The 19,816-nt window shown below is 66.5% G+C and carries 22 protein-coding genes; 6 read left to right on the top strand and 16 right to left on the bottom strand.

Annotation, left to right across the window (positions count from 1 at the left end):
• Positions 1 to 207: 207 nt before the first annotated feature.
• The 7 genes from Q0Q36_RS01835 to Q0Q36_RS01805 form a co-directional block, all read right to left on the bottom strand.
• Positions 208 to 537 carry a hypothetical protein gene (locus Q0Q36_RS01835; RefSeq protein ID WP_293795097.1) on the bottom strand — a complete coding sequence of 110 codons (330 nt, stop codon included), beginning with the start codon at positions 535 to 537 and terminating at the stop codon, positions 208 to 210.
• A 124-nt stretch (positions 538 to 661) separates the two neighbouring features.
• Complete coding sequence (locus Q0Q36_RS01830) at positions 662 to 1,942, bottom strand: NAD(P)/FAD-dependent oxidoreductase (protein WP_293795096.1); 1,281 nt, start codon at positions 1,940 to 1,942, stop codon at positions 662 to 664.
• Complete coding sequence (locus Q0Q36_RS01825) at positions 1,939 to 2,745, bottom strand: family 1 encapsulin nanocompartment shell protein (RefSeq protein WP_293795095.1); 807 nt, start codon at positions 2,743 to 2,745, stop codon at positions 1,939 to 1,941. Before Q0Q36_RS01825 ends, Q0Q36_RS01830 begins: the two co-directional genes overlap by 4 nt.
• The gene (locus Q0Q36_RS01820; RefSeq protein WP_293795094.1) at positions 2,738 to 3,805 is read right to left on the bottom strand and encodes a Dyp-type peroxidase; all 1,068 of its coding nucleotides are present in this window, start codon (positions 3,803 to 3,805) and stop codon (positions 2,738 to 2,740) included. The genes Q0Q36_RS01825 and Q0Q36_RS01820 overlap by 8 nt, the downstream gene beginning before the upstream one ends.
• A gap of 76 nt (positions 3,806 to 3,881) precedes the next feature.
• Entirely contained in the window at positions 3,882 to 4,088 is a 207-nt protein-coding gene (gene yacG / locus Q0Q36_RS01815) for a DNA gyrase inhibitor YacG (RefSeq protein ID WP_293795093.1), read from the bottom strand.
• Positions 4,081 to 4,902, bottom strand: a complete 822-nt coding sequence (locus Q0Q36_RS01810; protein ID WP_293795092.1) for an SDR family NAD(P)-dependent oxidoreductase — start codon at positions 4,900 to 4,902, stop codon at positions 4,081 to 4,083. Before Q0Q36_RS01810 ends, yacG begins: the two co-directional genes overlap by 8 nt.
• Positions 4,903 to 4,984: 82 nt before the next feature.
• Entirely contained in the window at positions 4,985 to 5,593 is a 609-nt protein-coding gene (locus Q0Q36_RS01805) for a Maf-like protein (RefSeq protein ID WP_265058626.1), read from the bottom strand.
• A gap of 304 nt (positions 5,594 to 5,897) precedes the next feature.
• Here Q0Q36_RS01805 and Q0Q36_RS01800 point away from each other — a divergent pair, with 304 nt between their 5' ends.
• Entirely contained in the window at positions 5,898 to 6,281 is a 384-nt protein-coding gene (locus tag Q0Q36_RS01800) for a hypothetical protein (RefSeq protein WP_293795091.1), read from the top strand.
• 3 nt (positions 6,282 to 6,284) lie between these two features.
• On the opposite strand, the gene Q0Q36_RS01795 is transcribed toward Q0Q36_RS01800, so the two are convergent.
• From Q0Q36_RS01795 to Q0Q36_RS01780, 4 genes are all read right to left on the bottom strand, one after another.
• The gene (locus Q0Q36_RS01795) at positions 6,285 to 7,142 is read right to left on the bottom strand and encodes a phosphatidylcholine/phosphatidylserine synthase (RefSeq protein WP_293795090.1); all 858 of its coding nucleotides are present in this window, start codon (positions 7,140 to 7,142) and stop codon (positions 6,285 to 6,287) included.
• Between the two features lie 244 nt (positions 7,143 to 7,386).
• The gene (locus Q0Q36_RS01790; protein WP_293795089.1) at positions 7,387 to 8,088 is read right to left on the bottom strand and encodes a phosphatidylserine decarboxylase; all 702 of its coding nucleotides are present in this window, start codon (positions 8,086 to 8,088) and stop codon (positions 7,387 to 7,389) included.
• 159 nt (positions 8,089 to 8,247) lie between these two features.
• A complete protein-coding gene (locus Q0Q36_RS01785; RefSeq protein WP_293795088.1) occupies positions 8,248 to 8,739 on the bottom strand; it encodes a hypothetical protein in 492 nt (163 codons plus the stop codon).
• 211 nt (positions 8,740 to 8,950) lie between these two features.
• Positions 8,951 to 10,900 (bottom strand): ABC transporter ATP-binding protein/permease, encoded by a 1,950-nt coding sequence (locus tag Q0Q36_RS01780; RefSeq protein WP_293795116.1) that lies wholly within the window; start codon positions 10,898 to 10,900, stop codon positions 8,951 to 8,953.
• Between the two features lie 136 nt (positions 10,901 to 11,036).
• On the opposite strand from Q0Q36_RS01780, the gene Q0Q36_RS01775 reads away from it, so the two are divergent.
• Positions 11,037 to 11,375 (top strand): hypothetical protein, encoded by a 339-nt coding sequence (locus tag Q0Q36_RS01775; RefSeq protein WP_293795087.1) that lies wholly within the window; start codon positions 11,037 to 11,039, stop codon positions 11,373 to 11,375.
• A 137-nt stretch (positions 11,376 to 11,512) separates the two neighbouring features.
• Here Q0Q36_RS01775 and cimA read toward each other — a convergent pair whose 3' ends face one another.
• Both cimA and cysS read right to left on the bottom strand, forming a co-directional pair.
• A complete protein-coding gene (gene cimA / locus Q0Q36_RS01770; protein WP_293795086.1) occupies positions 11,513 to 13,111 on the bottom strand; it encodes a citramalate synthase in 1,599 nt (532 codons plus the stop codon).
• A 103-nt stretch (positions 13,112 to 13,214) separates the two neighbouring features.
• Entirely contained in the window at positions 13,215 to 14,675 is a 1,461-nt protein-coding gene (cysS, locus tag Q0Q36_RS01765; protein ID WP_293795085.1) for a cysteine--tRNA ligase, read from the bottom strand.
• Positions 14,676 to 15,001: 326 nt separating this feature from the next.
• Here cysS and Q0Q36_RS01760 point away from each other — a divergent pair, with 326 nt between their 5' ends.
• Positions 15,002 to 15,331, top strand: a complete 330-nt coding sequence (locus Q0Q36_RS01760) for a hypothetical protein (RefSeq protein WP_293795084.1) — start codon at positions 15,002 to 15,004, stop codon at positions 15,329 to 15,331.
• Positions 15,332 to 15,340: 9 nt separating this feature from the next.
• On the opposite strand, the gene Q0Q36_RS01755 is transcribed toward Q0Q36_RS01760, so the two are convergent.
• Complete coding sequence (locus Q0Q36_RS01755) at positions 15,341 to 15,856, bottom strand: CreA family protein (protein WP_293795083.1); 516 nt, start codon at positions 15,854 to 15,856, stop codon at positions 15,341 to 15,343.
• Between the two features lie 122 nt (positions 15,857 to 15,978).
• On the opposite strand from Q0Q36_RS01755, the gene Q0Q36_RS01750 reads away from it, so the two are divergent.
• The gene (locus Q0Q36_RS01750) at positions 15,979 to 16,530 is read left to right on the top strand and encodes a GNAT family N-acetyltransferase (RefSeq protein WP_293795082.1); all 552 of its coding nucleotides are present in this window, start codon (positions 15,979 to 15,981) and stop codon (positions 16,528 to 16,530) included.
• On the opposite strand, the gene Q0Q36_RS01745 is transcribed toward Q0Q36_RS01750, so the two are convergent.
• Together Q0Q36_RS01745 and Q0Q36_RS01740 are read right to left on the bottom strand one after the other, a co-directional pair.
• On the bottom strand, positions 16,511 to 17,044 hold the full coding sequence (locus Q0Q36_RS01745) for a hypothetical protein (protein ID WP_293795081.1): 534 nt from the start codon (positions 17,042 to 17,044) through the stop codon (positions 16,511 to 16,513). The two genes, Q0Q36_RS01750 and Q0Q36_RS01745, sit on opposite strands and share 20 nt — an antisense overlap.
• Before the next feature lie 88 nt (positions 17,045 to 17,132).
• Positions 17,133 to 18,143, bottom strand: a complete 1,011-nt coding sequence (locus tag Q0Q36_RS01740; RefSeq protein ID WP_293795080.1) for a fumarylacetoacetate hydrolase family protein — start codon at positions 18,141 to 18,143, stop codon at positions 17,133 to 17,135.
• A gap of 62 nt (positions 18,144 to 18,205) precedes the next feature.
• Between Q0Q36_RS01740 and Q0Q36_RS01735 the strand changes: the two genes are divergently transcribed.
• Together Q0Q36_RS01735 and Q0Q36_RS01730 are read left to right on the top strand one after the other, a co-directional pair.
• On the top strand, positions 18,206 to 19,291 hold the full coding sequence (locus tag Q0Q36_RS01735; RefSeq protein WP_293795079.1) for a TRAP transporter substrate-binding protein: 1,086 nt from the start codon (positions 18,206 to 18,208) through the stop codon (positions 19,289 to 19,291).
• Between the two features lie 17 nt (positions 19,292 to 19,308).
• Entirely contained in the window at positions 19,309 to 19,806 is a 498-nt protein-coding gene (locus tag Q0Q36_RS01730) for a MarR family winged helix-turn-helix transcriptional regulator (protein WP_293795078.1), read from the top strand.
• Positions 19,807 to 19,816 lie beyond the last annotated feature (10 nt).

Raw genomic sequence — 19,816 nt, 5'->3', positions numbered from 1 at the left:
TTTTCAGTCGCATGCTCTACCAACTGAGCTACCTGGGCGAACCGGGAGCGGCGCGAGGCCGTCCGTGTTGGTGGGGGCGATATAGAGGCAGCCGCCCGGCCTGTCCAGTCACTTCAGCCGGCTTTCTTCAATGAGGCCCCGACGCGCTTCGAGCCTGTGGACGGAGCAGGTCAAAATGGGCGTTGATCCCGCCTGTCCCGATCCCGTTCAGGAGGAAACCGTCGCCTCCCGCGCTTCGCAATGGCCGAGCACGGCAGCGAGGCGATCGATGGCTACCAGCGCCGCATGTCGGCCCTGCTCCGATTCGGCGATCGCGGCATGGCCGTAGAGCAGTTTCGCGAAGCCGATGACATCGTTCATCACCTGGAACGAGGCTTCCTGCAGCTCGCGGGTCTCCCGCAGGACGTCGTGAAGATGGGCAATATGGGCTTCCGCGCATTCCTGAAGGGCCTTTGCGTTGAGAACGCCCGCCCTGAGCACGTCGGCGCGCAGCGTTTCGATGTCACGCGCCAGCAAATCTTGGATCCAGTCAGCCATGGCTCCTCCGAGGACAAGGAGATTACGCCGGTTAGCCAGGGTTCAGACTATCATCGATGCGGGGCGGCAGCAGGGTCAAACCTGCCGTTTGGTTAGCTGGTTCTTTCCAGTCGGGCCGTCAGCATCACCGCGACGCGCTGCCGCTCCCAGGGTCGCGCTGCGTGATGAGTCGGGCGCTGCGATGGCCGCTGACATAGATCCAGAGCCAGTTGAGCGCGACGGCGAGGCGATTGCGCAGGCCGATCAGGAAGAAGATATGGGCGATGCCCCAGATCCACCAGGCCAGGCGCCCGCGCAGCTTGATCCAGCCGAAATCGACGATCGCCGCGCGCTTGCCGATCGTCGCGAGATTGCCGGCATTCCGGTAGGCGAAGGGCGGCGGAGCCGGCTTGCCCTGCAGCCGCGCCTTGATGAGGCCGGCAACGTAGAGGCCCTGCTGCTTGGCTGCCGGCGCGACGCCGGGCACCGGCTTGCCGTCCGTGCCCGCCACGAAGGCGGTATCGCCGATCACGAAGATATCGGGCCGGCCGGGGGCCGTGAGATCGGGCTCGACGCGAACGCGCCCCGCCCGGTCGGACGGCGCCTCGAGCCATTCCGCCGCTGGCGAGGCCGCCACGCCCGCGGCCCAGAGAGTGGTCCGGGCCGGCAGGAACTCTTCGCCGAGCATGATGCCGTCCGCGCGACAATCGGAAACCGGCTGGCCCAGCCTGACCTCAACGCCGAGGCGCTCCAGCGCCCGCTCGGCATAGGACGAAAGGTCCTCGGTGAAGCCCGCGAGGATGCGCGGCCCGGCCTCGACCAGGATGACGCGGGCGCTGCGCGTATCGACATTGCGGAAATCGCCGCGCAGCGTGTCATGCGCCAACTCGGCGATGGTGCCGGCGAGCTCGACGCCTGTCGGCCCTGCGCCAATGATCACAAAGGTCAGCCATTCGGCCCGGCGGGCCGGGTTCGTCTCCCATTCCGCCTGCTCGAAGGCCGAGAGGATGCGCCGCCGGATGCGCGTCGCATCCTCCAGCGTCTTCACTCCCGGCGCATACGGCTCCCATTCGTCATGGCCGAAATAGGCGTGGCGCGCGCCGGTCGCCAGGATCAGCGTGTCGAAGCCGATCGGCCCCTCGCCTTCCAGCAGCACCTGCTTGTTCGCCCGGTCGACGCCAGTGACCGCGCCGAGCAGCGTGGTGACGTTCTTGTAGCCGCGCAGCAGGAAGCGAATCGGCCAGGCGATCTCGGAGGTCGGCAGCGAGGCCGTCGCGACCTGGTAGAGCAAGGGCTGGAACAGGTGGTGATTGCGCTGGTCGATCATCGTGATCCTGACCGGGGCGCCGGCGAGGTTGCGCGCCGCTTCGAGCCCGCCGAAGCCGGCACCGACGATGACGACGTGATGGTCGTCTGCCGCCGTCATGAGCTCGGCGGCGTCAGCGCGACGGCGGCTTCCGAGGTGAGCATACGGAAGGTGAAGCTCTCCTGGAGGTAGAGCTCGACGGTCTTGGCATCGTGGCTGAGATAGCCGATCGCGATATCCTGGCCGAGATCGAGCTCGAAATCGCCGCCGCGCGTAGTCACGAGGAAGCCGCCTTCGATGGCCGGCGCCCAGATCACCCCGCCATCGACGATGCGCTCGAGATGGTGGAAGATCGGGTAGCCCTCCTCGTTGCCACCGCTCGCCGCGCGGTAGGCCTCGCCGCCGAGCACCAGCGCATAGGGGCCGTTGCAGCCGGCGAGCTTGAGGTCGTTCAGCGCGCGGGCGACCGCCTCGGGATAATCGTCGAGAACGGCCGGCAAGGGCACGGCGGCGTTGCTGCTGCCCTGGCGGATGCCGGTGATCCCGGCCGCGGCATAGCCCTCGAATACGGCGCGATCCTCGGCGAAGGCGATCGTCCTGGCGGCATCCTTGACCGGCTGCCAGTCCGAATCGTCCGAGCCGCGCTCGACATCGTCGATCGCCTCGCGCGTCAGCGTGAACGGCACCCGCAATTCGACCAGAGGCTGCGCCTCGCGCAAGAGCGAGCGGATTCCCGGATCCGGCGCCTCGATCGGGCGGGTATGGCCGGTCCCAGCCGCGGCATAGGCCGTACCCTTCGGGCCGTCGACATCGACGACGCGGCGCGCCGCCAGATAGCGCTTCAGCGTGCGCGCGGCCTCCTCCTCGATCTCGGCCCAGGCAGCGTCCGAGATGGGAGCGAGCTCCCGGTGCAGATTATTCATGGCCTGCCTCTTCCTTCAGGGAGCCGATGCCGAGCGAGCCGTCGCCGGGAGGCTTGCTCGGAAGGGATGGAGCCGCCGGCTCGGGCGTCGCGGGAGCAGGTGCGGGCGGCGCCTTCTCCGGGGTCAACGCGTCCAGGAAGGTCGCGGTCGGCACGAAGAAAAGCGAGCCGGTGACCGCCCGGCTGAAGTCCAGCAGGCGGTCGTAATTGCCCGGCGGGGAGCCCACGAACATGTTCTCCAGCATGCGTTCGATCCGCCGCGGCGTACGGCAATAGCCGATGAAATAGGTGCCGGCTTCGCCCGTGCCGGCCTGGCCGAAGGGCATGTTGTCGCGGAGGATGTCGACCGGCTCGCCATCCTCGGTGATGCTGGTCAGGACATTATGGGCATAGGGCTTCTTCAGCGCGTCCGGCTGCTCGATATCCGAGAGCTTGTGGCGCCCGACGATGTTCTCCTGCTCCTCGACCGGCACCCTGTCCCAAGCAGCGAGGTCATGCAGGTATTTCTGGACGATGACATAGCTTCCCCCCGTGAAGGCAGCGTCCTCGTCGCCGATCAGGGTAGCGCGGATCGCGTCCGGCCCGCGCGGGTTCTCGGTGCCGTCGACGAAGCCGATCAGGTCGCGATCGTCGAAATAGTTGAAGCCATGGACCTCGTCGACGGCCGTGACCGCGCCGTCGAGCCGGATCATGATCTGGCGGGCCAGTTCGAAGCACAGGTCCATCCGCTTGGTCGAACGGATGTGGAACAGGATGTCACCCGGCGTCGAGACAGCGTGATGCACGCCGCGGATCTCCCGGAACGGATGCAGCTCCTGCGGCCGCGGCCCGTCGAACAGCCGGTCCCAGGCCCGCGAGCCGATCCCCATCACGCAGGACAGGTTGCCCTGGAGATCGCGGAAGCCCACCGCCCGGAGCAGCCCGGACAGGTCTGCACACAGGCCGCGCACCGCTGCTTCCGGCCCGCTGCCCGGATCGATCGTCACGACCAGGAAGATCGCCGAACGTGTCAGCGAAGCGAAAACCGGCTGCGACACCACACTGGGAAGACCTGTGTCCATGGATGACCGTTCGATAGCTTCAGCGCCTCAGCTTGCACCGATGCGCGCCCAGAACTCAATCCATGTTCGCGGAGGTTCAGTCCTCGCGTTCGCGCTGCTGTGGCGCGCCCTCTTCCGCCTCGTCGACGGGCTCGCCGGGGATGACATAGCTGCCCTTCAGCCAGCGGCCGAGATCGATATCGGCGCAGCGCGCCGAGCAGAACGGCTTGAAGCGTACCACCGCCGGCTTGCCGCAGATCGGACAGGGCTTTGCGGCCGGCGGTGCGTTTTCGGTGTCAGTCATATTTGAGCGTGATGCCTCCATCGACGACGAGTTCGATGCCGGTGACGTAGCGCGACTCGTCGCTGGCGAGGAAGAGCGCGGCATTGGCCACGTCCCAGGCCTCGCCCATATGCCCCATCGGGACCTGCGCCGCACGCGCAGCCCACATCGCATCGACATCGCCCTTGCCATAGACGGCGGCGAGGCCGGCGGAATGCTCGACCATAGGCGTCTTCATCAGGCCGGGCAGGATCGCGTTCACGCGAATCTTCTGGGGCGCGTATTGCACCGCCGTCGTGCGGGTGAGCTGGTTGAGGGCCGCCTTGGTCGCCGAATAGCTGGCGTAAGGGACGCCGGTATGGCGGATCGAGGCGATCGACGAGATGTTGATGATCGAGCCGCCCTCGCCCGTCTCCTCGAACTGCCGCTGCATCACCGGGATGACATGCTTCATCGCCAGGAAGGCGCCGGTGAGATTGACCCGGAAGACGCGCTCCCAGACCTCTTCGGAGAGATCGACTACGCTGCCGACTTCGGCGATGCCGACATTGTTGTCGAGAATGTCGATGCGACCATAGCGGCCGAGCGCGTGGGCGACGAGATCGGAGACCTGCGCCGCCTTGGTGACGTCGACCTGCATGGCGAAGGCCTCGCCGCCTTCGTTGCGGATGATGCCTGCCGTCTCCTCGGCCGCATCGCGGTTGATGTCGGCACAGACGACCTTGGCGCCTTCGCGGGCGAAGATGGTCGCTGTCGCCTTGCCGTTGCCCCAGCCCGGCCCGATCGACCCCGCCCCGGCCACGATCGCGACCTTGCCGCTCAGACGTCCCGTCATCTCCGCTTCCCTCCCGTCAGTGCGTTTCCCGACCGCACGATCAGCCCCGAAGCGCGATCCTGCAACCCGCACGGACGCCGTATCAGGCTGCGTTCATCCAGCCGAAGCGGATCGGGAAGCCCTCGCCACCGAGGAGGTTCACCGTCTCGTAGAGCGGCAGGCCGACGACGCCGGTATAGGAACCGACGAGCTTGACGACGAAGGAGCCGGCAATGCCCTGCACGGCATAGCCGCCAGCCTTGCCGCGCCATTCGCCAGAGGCGAGATAGGTCTCGATATCCTCGGTGGAGAGACGCTTGAAGCGCAGGCGCGTCTCGACGATGCGGTCACGGATCGCGCCCGACGGCGTCACCAGCGCGACGCCGGTATAGACGCGGTGGGCACGGCCCGAGAGCAGGCGCAGGCAAGCGGCAGCCTCGTCGACGATCTCAGCCTTGGGCAGGATGCGCCGGCCGACCGCGACGACCGTATCGGCGGCGAGGATGTAGCAGCCTTCGAGATCGGCCCGTGCCTTGGCGCCCTCGCGTGCGGCCTGCGCCTTCTCGCGCGCCAGCCGGCGGGCGAGATCGCGCGGGCGCTCGCTTTTTTGCGGAGTCTCGTCGAGATCGGCGGGCAGCAGCGCGTCCGGCTTCAGCCCGGCCTGCTCCAGCAGCGCGAGGCGGCGCGGTGAGGCCGATGCGAGGACGAGCATCGGCCGCCAGCCGGGATGTTTGGGAGAGGAGAAAAGGCTCAACAGGCTGCTCGACAGGATTAAGGCGCCGGAGGATTGCGGCGCGGCTCAAGCCTTAGAGCATTTTGGCAGTGCGATAAATCCATTCGCCTGCGCGGAGCGAGGGCGAACCACATGCTCTCCATTCGCCTCGTCGGTGCCCCTGCCTGAAATCCGGGCGGGAGCGCTGGTATACCAGGCATTGCCAAGCCGGACTATTGACGGCAGACTTCGCTCCCCTCGGCATTTCGCCGTCTTGTCTCGTCGGCCTACGGGAGCTCCCCTCATGCCTCGAACGCGCAAATCGACGGGCTCCGCCCTTGCGACCGGGGCGGAGGCGCAGGTTCTCGCCGCGCGCGTCATGTCCATGCATGCGGAAGCCGGCCTGACCATCGCCATGCGGATGCCGCTCCTGATGAAGGGCGCCTTCGGCGACAGCCGCGGCCAGCGCGAGGCCGCCAAGGCCGTGCTCGAAAAGGTCTCGGCCGTGGTCGAGAGCAGCGTCGCTGCGACGCAAGCCGCGACGGCCTTCTGGTGGGGGCTGGCGCTGAACCCGCCTGGCCAGTTCGACCTGGCGACGGCGGCCGTCAGAGCCGCGGACAGCACGCTGGAACCCTTCGCGCGACGCACCCGCGCCAATGCGGCGCGGCTCAGCGGCTATCGCCGCTGAGCATCAGCTAACGCGATCAGCCTGACCGTTGTCTGTAGCGGTTTCCGCCGCAGGCACCGGCGCGGTGAGCGCATGCTCCCGCTCCAGCTTGCGGTAGCGCGCGACGCTGACCGGAATCAGCGCGAGATAGGCGAGCACGACGATCGTCAGCACCTCGAAGGTGTAGGCGAAGAGCAGGCCCGCGACGATCACGACCGCGACGAAGATCGGCAGGACCTGCGTTCGCGGGATACGCGTGCCGAGCGTCTTGCCGGCATAGCAGGGGATGCGCGAGATCGTCAGGAAGGCGATGAACAGGATGTAGATGCCGACCGGCAGCGCGCCGTATTCCTGCACGGGCACGCCGATGATGTGGAGATAGACCGGCAGCATGGCAGTGATCGCGCCGGCCGGGGCCGGCATGCCGACGAAGAAGTTCTTCTGCCAGTCCGGCCGGTCGGGATCGTCGATCATCACGTTGAAGCGCGCGAGCCTGAGCGCCATGGCGCAGGCCAGCGTCAGCACGATGATCCAGCCGACGGACTTCAGGTCGTGCAGGACGAAGATCCACAGGACATAGCCGGTGGCCACGCCGAAATTGACGAAATCGGAGAGCGAATCGAGCTCGGCGCCGAAACGCGAGGTGCCCTTCAACAGACGAGCCAGACGGCCGTCGACGCCGTCGAGCGCCGCCGCGATCAGGATGCAGATCGTCGCCGTCTCCAGCTTGCCCTCGACGATGAGGCGCATCGCGGTCAGGCCAAGGCAGAGCGCCAGCAGCGTGATGACGTTCGGCGCCAGCAGCCGGAAGGGAATCGGCTTGAAGCGGGCGCGCTTGGATTCGGCGCGCTCGGGCTCGAAGGGAGGAAACAGGTCGCTCATGTCAGCCGGAATACGCGGTTTCGCGATGAGAGGCTAGGCGCCGACGCGTGTCATCCCGCACGCGCTGCGGCGCGACGGGCCGCGGCGCAGATGCGGGATCGTTGACAGGAAGAGGCGCTCTTCTTGGGAGCGCTGGAGGGGAGCCTCTTTCGGAGGGCGGTCCCGTGTCTGCGCAGCGGCACTTCGCGCCGCAGCGCGCACGGGATGACACTCCCCTTTAGATATGCCCCCCGAAAGCCGCCCCTCAGATGTCGCAGAAGCTGCGCGCGATCGGCTCGTTGCCGGTCAGGTCAGCGAGCACGGTCTCGCCGGCGATCGCGGTCTGGCCCTCGCCGACCAGCGGTACGACATGGCTCGGCAGGTAGACGTCGACGCGCGAACCGAAGCGGATCAGGCCGAAGCGTTCGCCGGTGCCGAGCACGTCGCCCTCCTTGACGAAGGGCACGATGCGGCGCGCGATCAGGCCGGCGATCTGGACGACGCCGACGATGCCGGACTTCGTTTCGATCGCCAGCGCGTTGCGCTCGTTATCGTCGCTCGCCTTGTCGAGCTCGGCATTGAGGAAGAGGCCGGGCGTATAGGCGATCTTGGCGATGCGGCCGGGCACGGGAGCGCGGTTCACATGGCAGTCGAAGACGTTCATGAAGATCGAGATGCGGGTCATCGGCTCGGCCGGCAGCTCGAGCTCCGGCGGCGGAAGCGACTGCGCGATCTGGCTGATGCGGCCGTCGGCCGGCGAGATCACCAGCCCTTCCCGTTGCGGCGTGACGCGGACGGGATCGCGGAAGAAATAGCAGATCCAGATCGTGAGAATCGCGCCGATCCAGCCGAAGGGCGACCAGAGATTGGCGAGGATGATCGTCGCGACGAGGCCGATCGCGATGAAGACATAGCCCTCCTTGTGGATGGGCACGATCACCTTGCGGACGGAATCGACGAGGGACATGAGGTGGGTTCCGTTGGGCTGCCGGCGCAAGGCGCACGGGAATTGCTTGTCGCCGCCGGAAGCCGGCTGCGAGCGTTGCGCTGATTTAGGGGGTTCCAGCGCGAAGGGAAAGCCCCGGCCCGCGCCGGTGGATAGCGCGTGGTGTCGCGGGCGGCTCCGTCACGCGGCCCGATGCGGAACCTGGACGAAGCGGACGGCCGCCTTCCAGGTCAGCAGGGCGAAAACGACGAGGACGATGCCCTGGGCGATGGCGAAGGGCGGCTCGGATTGAGTCGGAGCCAGCGCCCGCAGGGCCGGCACCTTGCCGAAGAGCTGTGCGACCAGCACGAAGACCAGCAGGTAGAAGGACAGCACGGCCATGATCGCATAGATGCGGCGCCAGCTACCCTCCAGCATCCGCCCGTAGAGCGCAAAGGCGGCGATCGCGACCAGCGCGATATGGATGGCGCCGACGATATGGGACGGCAGCACCCCGCTGAACGGGAAGCCGAAGCCGGTCGCACTCGTGGCGAAGGCGGTCGAGAGGAACACACCGGTCCAGCCCGGCCGCGTATGTCCGTGGAGCAGCCCCATCGTCACGGGAAACCCGGCGACGATGGCCACGAGGCTGAGCCAGGTGTGAAAACCTACGAATGTGGTCGGATCAAACATGGCAGCCCCACAGCTTCACCCTGCCGGGGCAACATGCAGGAAACGGACCGCAGTTGCGAGGGATTTCAAACTGGCCGGCTGACAGGCAGTGGCTGCCCTTGCCGTCATGGTCGGGCTTGTCCCGACCATCCACGTCTTCCGTTGTCAAGGCCGGTGCTCAAGACGTGGATGCTCGCCACAAGGGCGAGCATGACGGAGTACGGCCGATACTCTACGACAATGTCACCCGAACGCTTTCGCCTTCGGCCTCGGTCGCGCGCTGGAGCGTCGCCTTGGCCTCGTCGACCTCGCGCTGGCGGTTCCACATCGCGGCATAGACGCCATCGGCGGCGAGGAGGTCACGATGGTGGCCGCGCTCGACGATCTGGCCCTTGTCGAGCACGATGATCTCGTCGGCATTGACCACGGTCGAGAGCCTGTGCGCGATGACCAGTGTGGTGCGACCCTCGCTGACCCGGTCGAGCGCGTCCTGGATTTCCTTCTCGGTGAAGGAATCGAGCGCTGAGGTGGCCTCATCGAGGACGAGCACCGGCGGGCCCTTCAGGATGGTGCGGGCGATGGCGACGCGCTGCTTCTCGCCGCCGGAGAGCTTCAGGCCGCGTTCGCCGACCGAGGTCGCGTAGCCCTCGGGCAGCAGGCGGATGAAGCGGTCGATCTGGGCGAGGCGCGCCGCCTCCTCGACCTCGGCCGTCGTCGCCTCGGGGCGTCCGTAGAGGATGTTGTACTCGATCGTGTCGTTGAACAGCACGGTGTCCTGCGGGACCATGCCGATCGCGGCCCGCAGGCTGACCTGCTGGACATCGGCGATCGGCTGGCCGTCGATCAGGATGCGGCCCTTCTGCGGCTCGTAGAAGCGGAAGAGCAGGCGTGAGATCGTCGATTTGCCGGCGCCGGACGGGCCGACGATGGCGACGGTCTGCCCCGGCAGGACCTTGAACGAGACGCCGCGCAGGATCGGCCGCTCCGGCACATAGGCGAAATGCACGTCCTCGAAGGCGACCTCGCCGGCCGGCACAGCCAGCGGCTTCGCGCCGGGCTTGTCCTGGATCTCGGGATCGCGGCCGATCAGCGAGAACATCTGCGCGATGTCTAGCGTCGCCTGCTTGATCTCGCGATAGACCGTACCCATGAAATTCAGCGGCAAATAGAGCTGGATCAGCATCGCGTTGATCAGGATGAGGTCGCCGACCGTGTTGGTGCCGGCCTGGAAGCCGCGCACCGCCATGACCATCGAGAGCGTCAGCCCCACCGCGAAGATCGCGGCCTGGCCGAAATTGAGCCAGGCGAGCGAGGTGTAGGACTTGATCGAGTTGCGCTCGTAGCGCGCCATCGACTGGTCGTAGCGCGCCGTCTCGCGGGCTTCGGCGCCGAAATACTTCACCGTCTCGTAGTTCAGCAGCGAGTCGATCGCCTTGGCGTTGGCGTCGGTATCGGACTCGTTCATCGCCGAGCGGATGGCGATGCGCCACTCCGTCGCCTTGATGGTGTAGGTCATGTAGGCCGTGACCATCGTGACCAGCACGACGACATAGCGCCAGTCGAACAGGTACAGCAGCACCGTGATGATCAGGATCACCTCGATGATCACCGGCACGAGCTGGTTGAGGCCGAGGCGCACCATCTCCTCGATGCCGTTGCGGCCGCGCTCCAGCACGCGGGTGAGCCCGCCCGTCTTACGCTCCAGATGGAAGCGCAGCGAGAGATGGTGGAGATGGCCGAAGGTCTGGAGCGCGAGCGTGCGCACCGCATGCATGAAGACCGGGGCGAAGATGGCGTCGCGCATCTGGACGAAGGCCGCGGCGCCGACGCGGGCGAGGCCGTAGAGCACCGTCAGCGCCAGGGGCGCGCCGACCAGCCAGGGCAGCCATTTCTCCAGGTTCGAATAGGTGCCTGCCAGCGCATCGGTCACCCATTTGAAGGTGAAGGGCACGCCCATCAGCACGAGGCGCCCGGCCAGCATCAGAGCGAAGGCGGCGACGACGCGGCCGCGCAGATCCGCCCGTTCCGCCGGCCAGAGATAGGGCCAGAGCGCGCGGAAGGTGGCGAAGAAGCCGGACCCAGGCTGGATCACGGCAGAGCGTTGGAAACTCGACGCCGGAGGCGGCGCTGACGGCGCGGACATTTTCAAACGATTCCAGTTGGCGCGTTCATATAGACGCAATCGCGCACCGTTGCAGGGGAATGTCGTTGCGTGGGGAACATGGCTCGGGCTGCCCGAAAGCTGCCTTGCCATCGCCCCATCCCCGGTATCTGATCCGCCCGGGGCACCCGACGCTCAAGATGGGGAAGGAAATATCATGAAGGCTCAACAGCTTGTCGCCTCCGGGATCGGCATTGCCGCCGCCGTCATCCTCGCGCTGCCCGCCATGGCACAGGGCTCCCGGCCACATCCTCAGATCACGATCACCAACCAGCGCACCGTACCCTTGAGCAATTTCGCGATCGCGACGCCGGGCGATCAGCCGCGCCTCGTCGCCAAGCTCGCCAAGCCCTTGGCGCCCGGCAAGAGCATCGCGCTCAAGCTCAACAAGCCGCAGGGCTGCGCCTATACGGTGCAGGCGAAATTCGACGACGAAGCCGAGAGCGACGCCGATATGGACCTGTGCAAGGACCGGGTCATCCGCCTGACGGAGTGAGGTTGTTCCCTTCTCCCCTCGGGGGAGAAGGTGGCAGCGCGAAGCGCTGACGGATGAGGGAAGGCACGCGATCGCCAAGACGGCCCTCATCCGTCTGCTACGCAGACACCTTCTCCCCCGAGGGGAGAAGGAAAAGGTCACGCCGTCGCGCCGGCCTTGACCAGCTTGTAGGTGATCGAGTCGACCAACGCCTGGAACGAGGCGTCGATGATGTTGGCGCTGACGCCGACGGTGGTCCAGCGCTCGCCGGTCTCGTCGCCCGACTCGATCAGCACACGCGTGACCGCATCGGTACCGCCCTGGAAGATGCGGACCTTGTAGTCCACCAGCCGCAAGCCGCCGATCAGCGACTGGTACTGGCCGAGGTCCTTGCGCAGGGCGATGTCGAGCGCGTTGACCGGGCCGGCATCGCCTTCCGCCGCCGAGATCAGCACATCGTCGCCGACCTTCACCTTCACGATCGCCTCGGAAAAGGTAACGAGCTCGCCCAGCGCGTTGTAACGACGCTCGACATTCACGGCGAAACGCTCGACCGCGAAGTAATCCGGAACTTCGCCGAGGATGCGCTTCACCAGCAGGAAGAAGGAGGCATCGGCGCCCTCGAAGGCATAGCCCTGCGCTTCCTTGTCCTTGACCTCCTGCAGCACGCGGTTGAGGCGCGGGTCATCGCGGCCGAGCGTGACGCCGATGCGCTCCAGCTCGGCGACGAGGTTCGACTTGCCGCCCTGGTCGGAGATCAGGACCTTGCGGGTATTGCCGGTCGTTTCCGGCGCTACATGCTCGTAGGTGCGCGGGTCCTTCAGCACGGCCGAGGCGTGGATGCCGGCCTTGGTGGCGAAGGCCGAGGAGCCGACGAAGGGCGCGTGGCGGTTCGGCGCGCGGTTCAGCATCTCGTCCAGCGCGCGCGAGACATGTGTGAGTTCGCCGAGCTGGTCCTCGCTGACGCCGAGTTCGAAGCGGTCGCGATAGCGCTCCTTGAGCTTCAGCGCGCCGATCAAGGTGACGAGATTGGCATTGCCGCAGCGCTCGCCAAGTCCGTTGAGCGTCCCCTGGATCTGGCGGGCGCCGGCCTCGACCGCCGCCAGCGAATTGGCAACGGCGCAGCCGCAATCGTCATGAGCATGGATGCCGAGATTGTCGCCCGGCACGGTCTTGGCGACCTCGCGCACGATCGCGCCGACTTCGTCCGGCAGCGTGCCGCCATTGGTGTCGCAGAGCACGACCCAGCGGGCACCGGCCTCATAGGCGGTGTGGGCGCAGGCGAGCGCATAGTCGGGATTCGCCTTGTAACCATCGAAGAAATGCTCGCAATCGAGCATCACCTCACGACCGGCAGCTTTGGCTGCTTCGACGCTCTCGCGGATGCCGGCGAGGTTCTCCTCGAGCGAAATCTCCAAGGCGACATGGACATGATAGTCCCAGCTCTTGGCGACGAAGACGATGGCGTCGGCCTTCGCCTCCAGCAGCGCGGCGATGCCGGGGTCGTTGGCGGCCGAGCGCCCTGCCCGCTTGGTCATGCCGAAGGCGGCGAACTTGGCCTGCTTCGTCGCCTTCTCCTCGAAGAACGCGGTATCCAGCGGGTTGGCGCCGGGATAGCCGCCCTCGACATAGTCGACGCCGAGACGGTCGAGCAGAGCTGCGACCGCACGCTTGTCGTCGAGCGAGAAATCGACGCCCGTGGTCTGGGCGCCGTCGCGCAACGTCGTGTCGAAGAGATGGACGCGTGCCGCGCTCATCGCTCCCGCCTCAATTTGAAGCGGACGACGCGCGGCACGACCATGGCCAGCATGACCAGCTTGATGGCGAAGGAAAGCGAGCCCGCCGGGCGGATCTTCGGGCTCATCGCTTCACCTCCCAGCTGGTCGTCGGCTCGCCGGTGGCGGGATCCTTGCCGTCCTTGAGCGCGATGCCCATCGCCGCGAGTTCGTCGCGGAGGCGATCGGACTCGGCGAAGTTCTTCGCGCGGCGGGCATCGAGGCGGGCGGCGATCAGGCGTTCCACCTCGGGCGCGACGACGGCAGGTGCCGCCACCTCCGGCAGTGCAATGCCGAGCAGGTCGAGGCCGGCCAGCAGCGCCGGCAGGTCGCCTGTCTTACGGAGGGCATGCAGTTCGGCCAGCACGCGGGCGGTATTGAGATCGTCCGCCAGCGCATCGAGCAGTTCGGCCGACGGCTTCGAGGCCGTCACGCCCTGCGCGGCTTCCGCCCAGTCTTGCAGCGTCTTCTCCGCCTCCTCCAGCGCCTTCACCGTCCAATCGATAGGCTGGCGGTAATGCGTCTTGAGCATCGCAAGGCGCAGCACCTCGCCCGGCCAGGTCCGGCCGCCGAACACCTCCGTCTCCAGCAGTTCGTTGATCGTGACGAAGTTGCCGAGGCTCTTCGACATCTTCTCGCCTTCGACCTGCAGGAAGCCGTTATGCATCCAGATATTGGCCATCAGCGGCTGCCCTTCCGCCGCGCCGAAGGCGCAGCAGGACTGGGCGATCTCGTTCTCGTGGTGCGGGAAGACGAGATCGATGCCGCCGCCATGGATGTCGAAGACGTTCTTCATGGGATCGTCGCAGGCGAGCCCGCCGCCGAAGGGGGTCAGCAGCTTCGCCATCGACATGGCCGAGCACTCGATATGCCAGCCGGGGCGGCCGGGCGTGGCGATGCCGGCCGGCGACGGCCAGCCCGGATCGATGCCGTCGCGGCTCGGCTTCCACAGCACGAAATCCATCGCGTCGCGCTTATAGGGCGCGACGTCGACGCGGGCGCCGGCCAGCATCTCGTCGAGCGAACGGCGGGCGAGCGTGCCGTATTTCGGCGCCTTGACGAGATGCGCGACGGCCGGGACATGGAAGAGCACATGCTCCTCGGCGACATAGGCGACGCCGCGCGCGATCAGGCGCTCGATGATCGCCTTCATCTCCTCGATATGCTCTGTGGCGCGCGGCTCCGTCGTCGGGCGCAAAGTGCCGAGCGCATCGATATCGGCGTGGAACTGCGCCGTCGTCGTCTCGGTGACCTTGGCGATCGCCTCGTTCAGCGGCAGGCCGGGATAGTCGCGCGCCGCACGCGCGTTGATCTTGTCGTCGACGTCCGTGAGGTTGCGGGCATAGGTGACGTGATCGGCGCCATAGATGTGGCGCAGCAGCCGATAGAGCACGTCGAAGACGATGACCGGGCGGGCATTGCCGATATGGGCGTAATCGTAGACCGTCGGGCCGCAGACATACATGCGGACATTCGACGGATCGATCGGCACGAAGTCCTGCTTCGTCCGCGTCAGCGTGTTGTAGAGCCTCAGGGTCGGCGACATCGGGCTAAATCCTGGGAAACGAACGGCGAAATACGAAAGGGCGACCTGGCCGCTGGCCGGGGGCGCTTTTGTCGGTTCGTTTTTCAGGACGAGGACGTGAGCAGCCGGCCAGCGAAAGCTAGCGGCAAATAATGCTGGGGCTGTTGATGGCGGCTCGCGTCATGATCGGACCTGATTGCCTTTCCGCGGGCTTTCCGTCAAGAGGGCGCCGATTGCTGCAATGCAGCATTGCCCGAAGGTTGCCCGGTTCACTCAAATTTAACCGGCCGGAACCATCCTCCCGATTCGCGGGTTCTGCGCCCGTTGCCCATCAGGAACCCAAATTCATGCGCCGCGCCGTGGCCTTCGTCGGATTGCTCGGGATCGTCGCCGCCGGCATCTCGTTGTCGGTCATGCCGACCAGCCATACGGCCGCGGCCGCTAACGAGCCGCGCACCTTCCTGATCCCGGCCAGCGACGGCTATGGCGTCGCCGACTGCATCTCCACCAAGGCCGAATGCGGCAAGATCGTCGCCAACGCCTGGTGCGAGTCGCAGGGCTTCGGCAAGGCGGTCGCCTTCGGCATCGCCAACCGCGAGGATTTCACCGGCTCGGTGACGAAGCCGAGCCCGGCGCAGGCGGCCGAGCAGCCGCTCAGCATCACCTGCGGCGAATAATTTTCAGACTCAGCGAATCCATTCCGAGCATTTCGGCGGCTCGCCCGAGGTGCCCCAGGGCATGATCGGGACGGTCGAGGTCGAGTTCTGCGGCGAACCGTCGATCAGCTTGTCGGTATAGACGAGATAGACCAGCACGTTGCGCTTGGCGTCGCAGCCGCGGACGATCTGCATCTTCTTCCAGACCAGCGAACGGCGCTCGCGGAAGACGACATCGCCCTGATCCGCCTTCTCCCTGAACTTGATCGGGCCGATCTGGCGGCAGGCGAGCGAAACCTCGGAAACCTCCTCGGCGACACCGAACATGCCGGAGACGCCACCCTTCTCGGGCACGGTGTAATGGCAGGCGACGCCTTCGACGAGGGGATCGTCGACGCCGTAGACCGCGAGCTTGTCGTTCGGCGTCAGCATCTTCCAGACGGTGGATTTGCGGAAGATCAGGTCTTCCTGCGCCGAGGCCGGCGGCAGCATCATTCCCGACAGGGTGAGGGCCAGCGCGGCCAGGACCCAACGACGAAGCAGCATTCCCATTCTCCCGGCGCGTTCCAGCTTGACGCCCGGCACGATATGGGATGCCGAGCGGCGGCGCACCAGAGTTCTGCGCCGCACCATGTCGATCTACGAGTAACGACCGGACCAACGAAGCCATGCTGCCGGAACTGGAAAGCGAGCGCCTGCTACTGCGCCCGCGCTCGCTCGGGGATATTGACGCCATTGCGGCGATGAACGCCGATCCGGCGGTGATGAAGCATATCGCCGCCGTCGGAAATCCCGCGATGAGTCGCGAGGCCGTCGCGGCGCGCAGCTTCAGCCATGTCGAAGGGGGGCTGGGCTACTGGTCCGTCTTCGCGAAAACCGAACCTGACAGATTCCTGGGCTATGTCGGGCTGATCCCGGACGGTGACGCAGCCGAGGATGTCCAGTTGAGCTACCGGTTCACGGTCGCGAGCTGGGGCCGGGGCTATGCGCGGGAAGCGGCCGCGTGCCTGCTGCGGCATGGTTTCGAGACGCTCGCGTTACCAAGCATCGCCGTCACGACGCACCCGCTCAATCTGGCGTCGGTCCGCCTGGCCGAACGGCTCGGCTTCACGCCGGCGCCGATGGACCCGATGATCGTGATCGGCCACCCGGCCGTGATCGCCACGCGTTTTCGGCTCAAGCGCGAGGCGTGGCGCAGCCTCAGCCCGCCAGCGGCTTGAAGACGAGATAGGCGGCCGCAAGCGCGCCGATGACGCCAAGCGCGAACAGAACGAGCTTCAGCCGCGTCATCGTGCTGGCGAAGGCGACATTGCCGCCATCGACCTGCGGATAGCGATCGAGCATGCGCGCCAGGGCAAAATTCTCGGCGACGTCGCAGAGCCCGCCGATGAGCCAGCCGCCGCCGCAGAGCGCCGCCACCCACCAGGGCTGCCCGCGCATCGCAAGACCGGCGACGATCAGGCCGCCGACGATGGCATAGGTGAAGGCGCAGGCGACATCGGCCGGGAGCACCCGGTTGCGGTAGCGGGCGCGGGTGTCCTCGCCATAGATCGTGAACAGCTTCTCGACATCGGCGACGCTGTAGCCGTCCCAGTCGCCCTCCAGGATCCGCGGCACGCCCTGCCGGTTCGACCAGAGGCCGACCAGCCAGAACAGCACTACCACCAGCACCGGCCCCCAGACGAAGAAGGCCAGCGGGATGGCAGTCGAATAGAACGGCACGGTCTCGGTCATGGCTCTCGCGTCTCGGCTTGGGCGCTACAGGCGTGGAGGTTATCCGGCTGCCCGGCTGCCGCCAAGATGGAGGCAGCCGGGGAGCGGATCAGCCGTGCGGCAGGATATCCTGCTCGATCGCGCCGAAGATCGAATGCCCCGCGGCATCCTTCATCTCGATGCGCACCGTGTCACCGAAGCGCAGGAACGGCGTTTTCGGCTCACCGCCTCGGATCGTCTCGACCGTGCGTTGCTCGGCGATGCAAGCATAGCCCTGCCCGCCTTCCGCCACCGGCCGGCCGGGACCGCCATCGGCATCGCGATTGGAGACCGTGCCCGCGCCGATGACCGTGCCGGCCGAGAGGCGGCGCGTCGCCGCGGCATGGGCGATCAGCGTGCCGAAATCGAAGGTCATGTCGGTGCCTGCATCGGGCTTGCCGAACAGCGTGCCGTTGACCAGCGCCAGAAGCGGCAGATGCAGCCGCCCATCGCGCCAGGCGCCACCCAGTTCGTCCGGCGTCACCGCCACCGGCGAATAGGCCGAGGATGGCTTTGACTGAACGAATCCAAAGCCTTTCGCCAATTCGCTGGGAATCCGATTCCGCAAGCTTACGTCGTTGACGAGCATGACGAGGCGGATCGACCCGAGCGCGTCCTCGCGGGTCGCGCCCATCGGCACATCGCCGGTGACGACCGCGATCTCGGCCTCGAAATCGATGCCGTCCTCCTCGCTGCGGGCCTGCACGGCCTGGCGCGGGCCGAGTGAGGCATCGCTGCCGCCCTGGTACATCAGCGGGTCGGTCCAGAAGCTCTCCGGCATGGCGGCACCGCGTGCCTTCCGGACGAGATCGACATGATTCACATAGGCCGAGCCATCGAGCCACTGATAGGCGCGCGGCAGCGGCGCGGCGCAGTCATGCTCGTGAAAGCGGAAGGACGGGACCGAGCCGTGCTCCAGCCCCTCGGCGAGATCGGCGAGGCGCGGAGCATGTCGCCCCCAATCGTCGAGCGCCGCCTGCAAGGTCGGCACGACGGGAAAGGCATCGGTGGCACGGGTGAGATCACGCGAGACGACGACGAGACGGCCGTCACGGCCATGCGCGAGCGAGGCAAGTTTCATGTCTTTTCATTCCTTCCCGGACGCGCCAATAAAGGCATAACAAGCCTTCGGGAGGAAACCATATGGAACGTCGCAGCTTTTTGAAATCCGGCGCCCTGGCCGCAGCCGCGACGACGGTCGCGATGCCGGCGGTCGCGCAGTCCCAGCCCGAAGTGAAATGGCGGCTGACGTCGAGCTTCCCGAAGTCGCTCGACACGATCTACGGCACGGCCCAGCAATTCTCGAAATACGTATCCGAGGCGACCGACGGCAAGTTCGAGATCCAGGTCTTCGCACCTGGCGAGATCGTGCCCGGCCTGCAGGCGCTCGACGCGGTCTCGTCCGGCACGGTCGAGTGCGCGCATTCGCCGACCTATTTCTACATCGGCAAGGACCCGACGCTGGGCCTCGGCACCGGCATCCCCTTCGGCCTCAATGCCCGCCAGCAGCATAGCTGGTGGTATTTCGGCGGCGGCGAGCAGATCGTGAACGGCGTGCTCGACCGCTTCAACGCCTATTCGATCCCGTGCGGCAATTCGGGCTGCCAGATGGGCGGCTTCTTCCGCAGCGAGCTCAAGGGCCTGGACGATCTGAAGGGCCTGAAGTTCCGTATCGGCGGCATGGGCGGCTCAGTGCTCGCCAAGCTCGGCGTGGTGCCGACGCAGATCGCGCCGGGCGACGTCTATCCCGCCCTGGAACGCGGCTCGATCGACGCGGCCGAGTTCGTCGGCCCCTATGACGACGAGAAGCTCGGCTTCATCCGCGTCGCCAAGTACTACTACTATCCCGGCTGGTGGGAGGGCGGCGCGATGCTGCACCTGATCATCGGCAAGGACGCCTGGGCCAAGCTGCCGAAGCACTATCAGGCGATCGTGCAGAACGCCTGCGAGGCGGCCAATAACTGGATGCTGGCGAAATACGACTTCGTGAACCCGGGCGGCCTGCGACGTCTGGTGGCGCAAGGCGCGCAGTTGCGCGGTTTCCCACTGCCCGTGATGGAAGCAGCGCTGAAGGCGGCCGAGGAATATTACGCCGAGACCAGCGCCAAGAGCCCTGACTTCAAGAAGGGCTACGATTCGATGGTCGCGTTCCGCGGCGAGAACCTGCTTTGGTGGCAGCTCGGGGAACTGTCCTACGACACGTTCATGAACCGGCTGAAGGCGCGCTGAAGCGTCGGGTCCTCACCATGACGAAGAAGACAACCGCAGAAGCGGAAGACCAGGCGCTCCATCTGGAGCGCTTCCTGCCCTATCGCCTCAATGTCGTCGGCACGCTCGGCGGCAGGGCGCTCGGGCGCATCTATGGCGAGCATTTTGGCATCGGCATCCCGGAATGGCGGGTCGTCGCGCAGCTCGGCGAATTCGGCAAGCTGACCTCGCGCGACATCGGCGAGCTCGCGCAGATGCACAAGACCAAGGTCTCGCGCGCCGTCAACGAGCTGGAGAAACGCGGCCTCGTCTCGCGCGCCGAGAACCGGCAGGACCGGCGCGAGTCCTTCGTGACGCTGACGCCGGCGGGCAAGCGCATCTACGATCAGATCGTGCCGCTGGCTCTCGGCTTCGAGGCACGCTGGATCGAGGGCATCGCGCCCGACGAACTCAAGGTGTTCGAGCGCGTGCTCTCGACCCTGACCGAGCGCGGCCGCCATCTGGCAGGGAACTATCGCGAGGAAGACGGGGCCTGATCGCCCCGTC

Origin of the sequence: uncultured Allobosea sp. (assembly GCF_945957345.1) — a bacterium.
Taxonomy (GTDB): Bacteria; Pseudomonadota; Alphaproteobacteria; order Rhizobiales; family Beijerinckiaceae; genus Allobosea.
The sequence above is the reverse complement of the archived record's forward strand: the minus strand, read 5'-3'. Positions and strand labels throughout refer to the sequence as shown.